This is a genomic window from Streptomyces pseudoechinosporeus, assembly GCF_054783935.1.
Genome location: NZ_BAAGPS010000005.1, coordinates 621,977 through 631,239, shown reverse-complemented (window position 1 = coordinate 631,239; position 9,263 = coordinate 621,977). Strand labels below are relative to the sequence as shown.

Annotated in this window: 10 protein-coding genes; 4 read left to right on the top strand and 6 right to left on the bottom strand. The window is 69.9% G+C overall.

The features are described 5' to 3' along the window. A partial coding sequence (locus ACYVO6_RS09665) for an alpha/beta hydrolase (protein ID WP_461059296.1) occupies positions 1–1,227 on the top strand: 1,227 nt, incomplete at its 5' end. Between the two features lie 14 nt (positions 1,228–1,241). Here the strand turns inward: ACYVO6_RS09665 and ACYVO6_RS09660 are convergent. Further along, positions 1,242–2,441: a CaiB/BaiF CoA transferase family protein gene (locus tag ACYVO6_RS09660; protein ID WP_461059294.1), complete on the bottom strand. Its 1,200-nt coding sequence runs from the start codon at positions 2,439–2,441 to the stop codon at positions 1,242–1,244. Continuing rightward, entirely contained in the window at positions 2,438–2,974 is a 537-nt protein-coding gene (locus tag ACYVO6_RS09655; RefSeq protein ID WP_461059292.1) for a MarR family winged helix-turn-helix transcriptional regulator, read from the bottom strand. The genes ACYVO6_RS09660 and ACYVO6_RS09655 overlap by 4 nt, the downstream gene beginning before the upstream one ends. 104 nt (positions 2,975–3,078) lie before the next feature. On the opposite strand from ACYVO6_RS09655, the gene ACYVO6_RS09650 reads away from it, so the two are divergent. The 3 genes from ACYVO6_RS09650 to ACYVO6_RS09640 all read left to right on the top strand — a co-directional run bounded on the left by ACYVO6_RS09650 (position 3,079) and on the right by ACYVO6_RS09640 (position 4,907). Continuing rightward, the gene (locus ACYVO6_RS09650) at positions 3,079–3,594 is read left to right on the top strand and encodes a YceI family protein (protein WP_461059290.1); all 516 of its coding nucleotides are present in this window, start codon (positions 3,079–3,081) and stop codon (positions 3,592–3,594) included. A 93-nt stretch (positions 3,595–3,687) separates the two neighbouring features. After that, positions 3,688–4,530 (top strand): hypothetical protein, encoded by an 843-nt coding sequence (locus ACYVO6_RS09645; protein WP_461059288.1) that lies wholly within the window; start codon positions 3,688–3,690, stop codon positions 4,528–4,530. Between the two features lie 62 nt (positions 4,531–4,592). Continuing rightward, complete coding sequence (locus ACYVO6_RS09640) at positions 4,593–4,907, top strand: type II toxin-antitoxin system VapC family toxin (RefSeq protein WP_461059367.1); 315 nt, start codon at positions 4,593–4,595, stop codon at positions 4,905–4,907. Between the two features lie 25 nt (positions 4,908–4,932). On the opposite strand, the gene ACYVO6_RS09635 is transcribed toward ACYVO6_RS09640, so the two are convergent. The 4 genes from ACYVO6_RS09635 to ACYVO6_RS09620 all read right to left on the bottom strand — a co-directional run bounded on the left by ACYVO6_RS09635 (position 4,933) and on the right by ACYVO6_RS09620 (position 9,091). After that, positions 4,933–5,751: a YceI family protein gene (locus ACYVO6_RS09635; protein WP_461059286.1), complete on the bottom strand. Its 819-nt coding sequence runs from the start codon at positions 5,749–5,751 to the stop codon at positions 4,933–4,935. Between the two features lie 69 nt (positions 5,752–5,820). Then, positions 5,821–8,142 (bottom strand): MFS transporter, encoded by a 2,322-nt coding sequence (locus ACYVO6_RS09630; RefSeq protein ID WP_461059284.1) that lies wholly within the window; start codon positions 8,140–8,142, stop codon positions 5,821–5,823. 140 nt (positions 8,143–8,282) lie between these two features. Beyond that, entirely contained in the window at positions 8,283–8,678 is a 396-nt protein-coding gene (locus ACYVO6_RS09625; protein ID WP_461059282.1) for a peptidase M23, read from the bottom strand. Between the two features lie 26 nt (positions 8,679–8,704). After that, on the bottom strand, positions 8,705–9,091 hold the full coding sequence (locus ACYVO6_RS09620) for a hypothetical protein (protein WP_461059280.1): 387 nt from the start codon (positions 9,089–9,091) through the stop codon (positions 8,705–8,707). Positions 9,092–9,263: the final 172 nt, after the last annotated feature.

The following is a 9,263-nucleotide window of genomic DNA, read 5'->3' as shown; positions in this document are numbered from 1 at the left end:
GGCCAGGGTCGTACGCCCGGCCTGCGACGGGCTGACGCACCGGCCCACGGCCCCGACCCACCACCCACCCAGGGGCGCGGGGAACGGCGCGACCAGCCACACTCAACCCGCAGCCGCCCAACCGCCGGAGGCACTTCCGCTCCGGTCAGCTGCGAACTGGAACACGAGGACCTCGCCCTCTCGAAGCTGCGCCCCTGGCCCGCCCCCGACGGCTCCGTCACGGAGAACATGGCGAACGCCCGGCGACTCTCGGACGACTGCGCGAGCAACGGCGGCGAGCTGATGCGTCACATCAGCACCGCCAACGAAGCCCGCGACCTCGACCGTATCCGCGCCGCGCTCGGCGAGCGGAAGCTCTCCGCGTGGGGTGTCTCGTACGGGACGTATGTCGGCGCCGTCTACAGCCAGTTGTTCCCGCACCGCACCGACCGCATCGTGCTGGACAGCAACGACAATCCCGATCCCGTCCGGGTGCAGCGTGCCTGGCTCGCCGCGTACGAGGTCGGAGTCGAGGACAACTTCCCGGAGTTCGCCAAGTGGGCGTCGGCGCCCGGCAATCCGGACCGGGTGGCCAGGACGGCGGCCGAAGTGCGGCCCCTGTTTTTGCGCCTCGCCGCACGCCTCGACCGCGAGCCGATCCCCTGGCCCGGCGCCAACCCGGAGGAGCTGAACGGCAACGTCCTGCGCCAGACCATGCTGGACACCCTTGCCGACCCCGACGACTATCCCGTCCTGGCCAAGCTGATCCTGGCCGCGAGGAAGGGGACGGTACCGCCCGCGCCCCCGGCGCCGCCCGAGTCGGTCCAGCAGAACGTCACCGCGGTCGGGGCCGCGACCATCTGCAACGACGCCGCATGGCCCAGGTCAACTGACGTGTACCAGAAGGGAGTCGACAAGAGCCGCGTCAAGTACCCGCTGACCGCCGGGATGCCGAGGAACGCGATGGTCTGCGCAGCCTGGCCGTACGAGCCGAAGGAGCCTCCGGTACACATCACCGACCGCGGCCCCTCCAACATCCTGCTCGTCCAGAACGAGCGTGACGTCGCCACTCCGCTGAGCGGCGCCCTGAAGCTCCGTAGCGCCCTCGGCGAGCGCGCCACCATGGTGACCGTGAACTCCACCGGCCATGACGCCTACCTCGCCAACGGCAACGAGTGCGGCGACCGGACCGTGTCCCGTTTCCTGGCCACGGGGGAGCGGCCGGGGCGGGACGTCTACTGCGACTGACGTCCGAGGCCGCGTCAGATGACCTCGGCGGCGCGGAGGCCCTCGATGGCCTCCGCGCTGTGTCCCAGTTCGGCCAGGATCCGTTCGGTGTGCTCGCCGACGGCGGGGACGGGGTCCATACGGGCGGGGGTGCCGGCCAGGTCCACCGGCGGCAGGAGCGTCGGCACCGCACCGCCGCCGGGAATCCGTACGTCCCTCCAGCGGTCCCGCGCGCTGAGCACGGGATGGGCGAGGAACTCCTCTACGTCGTTGACCCCGGCGTTCGCGATGCCCGCCTCGTCCAGCAGTTTCGTCACCTCGCGGCTGTCGGACCTGCCGAACCGCTCGGCCACGATCGCGTTGAGCTCGTCGCGGTGCGCCACTCGGTCCGAGCCGGTCGCGAACCGCGGGTCGTCGACGAGCTCCGGACGTTCCAGGAACCGTTCGCACAGCGCGACCCATTCGCGCTCGTTCTGGATCGAGAACAGCACGTCCTTGCCGTCGGCCGCGGTGAAGGCGCCGTACGGGGCGATGGTGGCGTGCTGGGTGCCGATGCGGGGCGGCTGGGTTCCGCCGTGGCGGGTGTAGTAGGCGGGCTGGCTCATCCACTCGGCCAGCGCTTCGAAGAGGGACACCTCCACGGCGCGGGCGACCCCGGTGGTCGCGCGGGTGTAGAGGGCGGTGAGGATTCCCGAGTACGCGTACATCCCCGCGGCGATATCGGCGACCGACACCCCGGCGCGGGCCGCTCCATGCTCGTTCCCGGTCAGCGAGACCAGGCCGGTCTGGCACTGCACGAGCAGGTCGTACGCCTTTCGGTTCGCCCACGGTCCGCTGCTCCCGTAACCGGAGATGGAGCAGGGGATGAGGGAGGGGTGCCGTTCGGCCAGGTCCGCCGCGCCCAGGCCCAGCCGGGCAGCCGCGCCCGGGGCCAGATTCTGTACGAACACATCGGCGCCGCCGAGCAGTTGCTCCAGGATCTTCCGCCCCTGCTGCGACTTCAGGTCGAGGGTCAGGGATTCCTTGGAGCGGTTGAGCCACACGAAATAGCTGGACTCTCCGTCGACCGTGGTGTCGTACCGTCGGGCGAAGTCCCCCTCCCCCGGCCGCTCCACCTTGATGACCCGCGCCCCGAGATCGGCCAGCTGGCGGGTGGCGAAGGGGGCGGCCACGGCCTGCTCGACGCTCACGACGGTGACGCCGGTGAGGGGGAGTTGGCCGGGGTGCTCGGTCACGAGGCCCTCCTGTTCGACGTATTCGACGTCTCGCCCGGCTGCCGGTCGGTGTCCGGTGTGTCCGGCAGCAGGTCGCGCAGGGCTTCGCATTGCTGGGGGCCGAGGGTGCGGGTGATGGCGTCGGTGACGGCGTTCGCGAGAGGGGCCGTGGTGTCGTTCAGGAGCCGGCGTGCCTTCTCGGTGAGGGTCACTTCGATGCCGCGCCTGTCGCCGCAGACCGAGCCCTTGGTGATCAGTCCGGCGTGCTGGAGGCAGGCGACCTGATACGTCAGCCGGGTCTTGGGGCGGCCCAGAAGTTCGGCGATCCGGGTCATCCGCAGGCCGCCTCCGGGCTGGTCGGCCAGCAGGCACAGGACGAGGAACTCGTCGTGCGAGATCCCGAGGGCGTCCTTGACGCGGGCGCGCAGCTGCTGCTCGACCGCGCCGGCGGCGGCCAGCAGATGCATCCAGGCGCGCAGCTCCGCCGGCAGCAGCCCGCTCTCGTCCGAGGGGTCGCGCTCGGGCAGGTCGGTGGGGGCGGTGGGGTCGGCCATGATGCCCCAGTCTACCTGTTGTCCAATTTTGAATTACGGGCTAGCGTGTGGCTATCCAAATTTGGACGACCCCCGTCATGGATACCCCCGTCAGGAGAAACCCCATGTCCGTCGCAGTCGAAACCGGTCTCTGGCAGCTCGACCCCGCCCGCTCCACCGTCGCCGTCCGGCAGAAGACGATGTGGGGCATGGTCACCGTGAACGGCACGTTCGCGGGGATCACGGGCGACGGAGAGGTCCGCCCCGACGGTTCCGCCAGTGGCACGGTGACTCTCGACGCCGCCTCCCTGGACACCAAGCACGAAAAGCGCGACAAGCACCTGCGCTCCGCCGACTTCTTCGACGTGGACCGGCACCCCACCATCACCTTCGCCGTACGCGGCTGCGTCCCGCGTACGGACGACACCGTCGAGGTCTCCGGCCAGCTGACCGTACGCGGCGTCAGCCGCCCCGTGTCCTTCACCGCCCGCGCCACCGACTCGTCAGCCGACGCGGTCACCCTGGCTGCCGAACTGACCGTCGACCGCACCGAGTTCGGCATCTCCTGGAACCAGATGGGCATGATGCGCGGCCTGACCACCATCACGACCAGCCTCCGCTTCGCCCGCGCGGCGGCCTGACGGACACGGAAGGCCGAGCCGGGGGCGGGCAACCTTTGCCCGCCCGGTGGCGACCCGTGAGTGAACCCCCGTCCCCCACCGGGAGGAATCACCATGGGCAAGTACCTTGCGCGTCTGCTGGCCGTCTTAGCCGTGCTCGTCGCTGCGGCCGGTGCGTTCGCTCCCCGTACCGAGGCTGCCGAGGAATGGGATCCGCCCGCGGAGCTGGTGCAGCCGCTGGGTGAGGTGTGGAACCACGTCGAGTCGACCTACCCCGACCTGTACGGCTTCCGTAACTACGGGTGGGACCAGGTCATGGCCAACAAGGGGAGCGTCAACTACTGCGTCCGCTGGGAGTCCGACGCCCCCGTCAGCACCGCGCTGCGCGATCGGATCCACGCCGCGCTGAAGAAGCAGTTCGGGAAGTGGATGGCCGCCATGGTCGACGGCGGTACGGGGCACAATGCGTGGCCGTACACCGAGGTTCCCGTCAACATCGTCGGCTGGGCCGTCAAGGACCGCTCCACCCTCCAGTGGACCGACAACTCCGTCGACATCTACACCGGAATGCTGGACGAGGGCGGAGCCCCGCAGTGTGCGCCCGACTGCGGCCGCTTCTTCCACCAGGACGGCGACTATTCGCAGTGCCCCGGCGGCCCCGCCCGCCACTACGACCAGTCACTGTGGCTGACCAAGGGGTTCCAGGGCGGTGCCGGCGGTGACTGGGGGCAACGGGTCGGGCAGGAGTACTTCACCGGTGCCCTGGACCAAGAGAACATCCACGTCTATCTGCACGAGGTCGGCCACACCTTCGGCCTCGACGACTTCTACGACTGGACCCCGACCGGCCAGTGCTGCTTCCTGATGAAGGCGGGCAGCGCCAGTCAGATCACGGAGTTCGACAAGTGGATGCTCCGCGACTTCTGGCGGCATCTGAAGAGCAGGTACGGCTACTGAGAGCTGAGATGCGTTGTCGTCAGCGGCCGGTGAGCCGGTGAGCCAGTGAGAGCGATGCCCCAATAGATCACCGTAAGGATCTGCTCGATACCGAACCCGCCGTGTACGTCAGTGCCGTATCGCCGTGGGAGATCGCGATCAAGCAGTCACTCGGGAAGCTGGAAGGCCCGGCAGACCTGGCCGAGCGGGTACGCGACAGCCAGTTCACCGGCCTGCCCATCACCGCCGGGCATGGGGTGCGGGCAGACCGGCTTCCGGCGCATCACCGGGACCCCTTCGACCGGATACTGGTCGCTCAGGCGCAGACCGAAGGGGTGACCCTGGTGACGCGGGACAAGTGGATCCCGCAGTACGACGTGCAGGTCATGCCCGTGTGAGGGGCGTTCCTGGCGTCGGCGGTCGTCACATCTGCGGCAGGCTCTCCCCCTGCACCGCCTGCACATCCAGCGACACCTTCAGCGTCGCGCCGACCGCCGCGATGCCGGCCCGTACGACCTGGTTGTAGTTCATCTCGAAGTCCTCGCGGCGCAGTTCCGTCGTGGCGCGGAACGCCGCCCGTACGCCGCCCCAGGCGTCGGGGCCCGTGCCCAGGTAGGCGAGGTCCAGGTCGACGGGGCGTGCGATGCCGTGCAGGGTGAGTTCGCCGTGGACGGTCCAGCGGTCAGGGCCGGCGGGGCTCAGGCCGGTGGAGTGGTACGTGATCTCCGGGCACCGTTCGGCGTCAAGGAAGTCCGGTGACCTGAGGTGGTCGTCGCGCATGGCGTTGCCGGTGTCGATCGAGGCGGCGCGGATGGACGCCTCGACCCGGGACTTGGCGGAGTCCTGCGCGATCTCGATACGCCCGCCGAAGTCGGTGAAGCGGCCGTGCACGCTGGACAGCCCCAGATGCTGGGCGACCGCCTCCACCAAGGAGTGCACCGGGTCGATCGTCCACGGCCCCGGCGGCGGCAGCTCGACGCCCGCCTGCCGGCCGAGGACGACCTGGCCGAGCTCCGCACGGCCGCTCGCTGTGACGAGCGCGGTCGAGGCGGCGGGCGCGTACCCCACCGCGGTGACGATCGCCGTGTACGAGCCGGGCTCGAGGTGCACGTCGTCCCTCACGGCGCCCTCGGCGTCCGCCTCGGCGCGCAGGATCTGCGTGCCCCTCATGTCGGTCACCGTGACCACCGCGTGCGGCACGGCCCAGCCGTCCCGGGTGCGTACCGATGCGCTGAGTGCCATCGCGTCTCTCGCCTCTTCCGTTCTCGTCCGTGCATGCTGGGTCCTGCTGGGCCGCCTCGTTGGGGCGAACTACTCGCCGGGGTGGGCGAGTTCGATGTCGTGGCCGTCCACGCCGCCGCCGGAGACGGTCACCCCGGTGGCCTTTGGCGGGTAGCCGGTCGCCATGACCGTGTACTCGCCGCTGTCCAGGTCGGAGAAGGCGTACGCCCCGTCGACGCCGGTCGTCGTCGTGGCGACCACGTTGCCCGCGGCGTCCATCAGCGTGACCCGCGCCTCGCTCAGCGGAACACCCCCACCGAGCACCGTGCCCCGTACGTGCGCACCGGGGTGCAATTCGACCTCGACCCGCGTGGCCCCGGTGACACCGATCTCGACGGGCAGGGCCAGCGGCCGGTGCTTGGCCGAGTTGACCGCGAGGGTCACCGTCCCCGGCACCAGGTCCGAGACGGTGAACTCACCCATGGCGTCCGTCTCCCCGGTGGCCAGCACATCCCCGCGGACATCGGTCACGATGACCACGGCCCCGGCGACCCGCACCCCGCTGTCCGCCGACCGCACCACCCCGGCAAGCCCGCTGGTGCCGCTCAGCAGTACGTCGTACGTCACCGGCGCATCGGCCACGACGACGGTCGAGGCCTGCGGCTGGTAGCCGTCGGCGGAGGCGATCAGGACGTACGAACCGGCGCCCGGTGCGTGCACACCGTACGAGCCGTCGCCCTGCGCGACCGACCGGCCGAGCTGCCGCCCCTCGAGCGAGATCAGCGTCACCGCGGCACCGGACACGGGCGCGCTCTCCGCGCCGCGGACGTGTCCGCGGACGATGAATCCGCTCGTACCGCCGTCGTCCGGGGCCGCCGCCTCCAGGGCCAGGGCCTGGCGGGGGCGCGGAAGGGCGACCGACGCGCTCGCCGCACCTGCGTCGTCCGTGGCCTCGTCCCCGTCCCCGGCCGGCGTCTTGGACGTCCCGTCCGCGAGCGGCTGCCGGCGCGGGATGAACGAGGCGACGAAGAAGGCGAGGAGGGCGGCGCCGACACCGATGGCCAGGACCGCCTTGAAGCCGTCCTCGGAAGGGAGGGCGGTGGAGCCGAAGGTGGTGGTCATCTGCGCCAGGATGACGCCGGCGACCGCACTGGCGACCGATGTACCGATGGACCGCATCAAGGTGTTGAGGCTGTTCGCGGCGCCCGTCTCGGACGCGGGCACGGCGCTCATGATCAGCGCGGGCATCGAGCCGTACGTGAAGCCGATACCGGCGCCGATGACGCAGGACACGAGGATGAAGTGCCAGACCTCGTCCATCAGCACGATGTTCAGTGCGTAGCCGCCGGCCACGATCAGGGAGCCGATCATCAGCGTCACCTTCGGGCCCTTGGCTTTGGAGACGGCCGCGGAGACCGGGGCCAGGGCCATCATCACCAGACCGGACGGCGCCATCACCAGACCGGCGGCGAGCAGCGACTGGCCCAGACCGTATCCGGTCGCCTCAGGCAACTGCAGGAGCTGCGGAATGACGAGGGACATCGCGAACATGGCGAAGCCGATGGCTATCGAGGCGAGGTTGGTGAACAGCACCTGACGGCGCGCGGTGGTCCGCAGGTCCACCAGTGGCTGGCTGACACGCAGTTCGAAGAAACCCCACACCAGCAGGATCACGACGGCCGCACCGAACAGGCCGAGGATGGTGCCGCTGTCCCAGCCCCAGTCCCCGCCCTTGGAGATCGCCAGCAGCAGGCACACGAGCCCCGCCGCCATCCCGACCGCACCGATCAGGTCGAACCGTCCTCCGGTGCGCACCCGGGACTCCGGTACGAGGGCCAGTACGAGCAGCAGGGCGACGACGCCCATGCCGGCCGAGGCCCAGAAGAGTACGTGCCAGTCGAAGTTGTCGGCGATGAGCGCGGCGGCGGGCAGGCCGAGGGCGCCGCCGACGCCGAGCGAGGCGCTCATCAGCGCGGTGGCGGAGCCGAGCCGTTCGGCGGGCAACTCGTCGCGCATGATGCTGATGCCGAGCGGGATGACACCGGCCGACAGGCCCTGCAACGCGCGCCCGACGATCATCGGGACCAGGGACTCGCTGAGCGCGGCCGTGACCGACCCGGCCACCAGCATGACCATGCTGACCAGCAGCATCCGGCGCTTGCCGTACATGTCTCCGAGCCGCCCCATCATCGGGGTCGCGACGGCGGCGGCGAGCAGGGTGGCGGTGACCGCCCAGGCGGTGTCGGACGCCGGGGCGTTCAGGAGGGTGGGCAACTCCGGAACGATCGGGATGACCAGGGTCTGCATCAACGAGACCACGATCCCGCCGAAGGCCAGCACCGCGACCACGACGTTCGGCCGCGGTGGGGCTGCCGCCCCGGTGGTGGCGGTGCGGGGTTGTGCGTGGGACATGGTCGGGCCTCCGGGTGGGCGGTCGGTATGCGCGATGACATAAAATGTAAGTACGTTGATTTAGTTAAGCAAGTTAAGAATCCGCAAGAGAGAAGCGGGACCCGACCGGATCCCGCTTCTCATACGTGCGTGAGTGCCTGTCAGCAGTCGGGGATGCCCTCGATCTTCTCGCCGCCGACCAGGTAGACGTTGCTGATGAACAGGCTGTCGCTGCCGCCCGGCTTCTCGACGAGCGTCCACCAGCTGCTGGTGCCCTGGCCCGGTTCGGTGACCGTGTCACCCTGCTTCTGGCAGAAGCCGATCAGCGTCTCCTGGGACACCTTCGCCGGCGAGGGCGAGTTGACGTAGGGCTCCACGTGCAGGCGTACGTTCGTCGCCCAGACGTAAACCTCCTTGGCCTGGGCGGACGCCCTGCCGGTGTCCGCGGCGAGGGCCTGCGGGCCGGTCAGGGCCAGCGCCCCGGCGGCGGCGATGCCCGCCATGACGGCGGCCTTGCGGCCGAGGGTTCCCTTGATGCGTGCCGTGCGTGTCTTCATGGTGTTCATCCCCCTTCGTTCTTTGCTCACATTCCGCATTCCGGAACGTTCGGCAGCTTGTTGTCCGGGTGGTCGACGTAGTAGCTCGCCATCCAGCCGAGCATGTCGCCGCGCTCGACGAGCACCCACCACTCGTTGCCGCCGACGACCTGACCCTGGTTCTGGCAGACCGCCTCGAAGGGCTGGTTCGGCTGCAACTGCCCGACGACGCGCGGGCAGTTCGCGGTCGACGGGTTGTTGTCGCAGGTGGCGACGTCGTTCGGGTTGTCGCGGACGTTCACGTCCGTCGCCCAGACGGTGAAGGTGGCCTGTGCGCCCGTGTCGGCGGCCGCGGCGGGTCCGGCCGTGGCGACGGAGCCCGCCAGGAGCGTCGCGGCGGCTGCCGCCCCGGCAAGTGCGGTACGTACCTTCATGTGCTTCTCCCCGTTGGTCGTTGACCGTGTGTGCCTTGCGCACGGGACACGACGGGGGAGGGCGCTTCGTATGACAGGGGTGAATGTGACGTGCGTCACCTGTCAATGGGGGCGGCCATAGCGGGCGCACAGGGGGGGCACAGGGGAACTCTGGTGGGGGGTGGGGCGTTCG

What these genes read in the sequence shown, in the direction of transcription:
- ACYVO6_RS09655 (WP_461059292.1), bottom strand. Translation starts at nt 2,974, where the DNA reads ATGGCCGACCCCACCGCCCCCACCGACCTGCCCGAGCGCGACCCCTCG.
- ACYVO6_RS09650 (WP_461059290.1), top strand. Translation starts at nt 3,079, where the DNA reads ATGTCCGTCGCAGTCGAAACCGGTCTCTGGCAGCTCGACCCCGCCCGC.
- ACYVO6_RS09645 (WP_461059288.1), top strand. Translation starts at nt 3,688, where the DNA reads ATGGGCAAGTACCTTGCGCGTCTGCTGGCCGTCTTAGCCGTGCTCGTC.
- ACYVO6_RS09635 (WP_461059286.1), bottom strand. Translation starts at nt 5,751, where the DNA reads ATGGCACTCAGCGCATCGGTACGCACCCGGGACGGCTGGGCCGTGCCG.
- ACYVO6_RS09630 (WP_461059284.1), bottom strand. Translation starts at nt 8,142, where the DNA reads ATGTCCCACGCACAACCCCGCACCGCCACCACCGGGGCGGCAGCCCCA.
- ACYVO6_RS09625 (WP_461059282.1), bottom strand. Translation starts at nt 8,678, where the DNA reads ATGAAGACACGCACGGCACGCATCAAGGGAACCCTCGGCCGCAAGGCC.
- ACYVO6_RS09620 (WP_461059280.1), bottom strand. Translation starts at nt 9,091, where the DNA reads ATGAAGGTACGTACCGCACTTGCCGGGGCGGCAGCCGCCGCGACGCTC.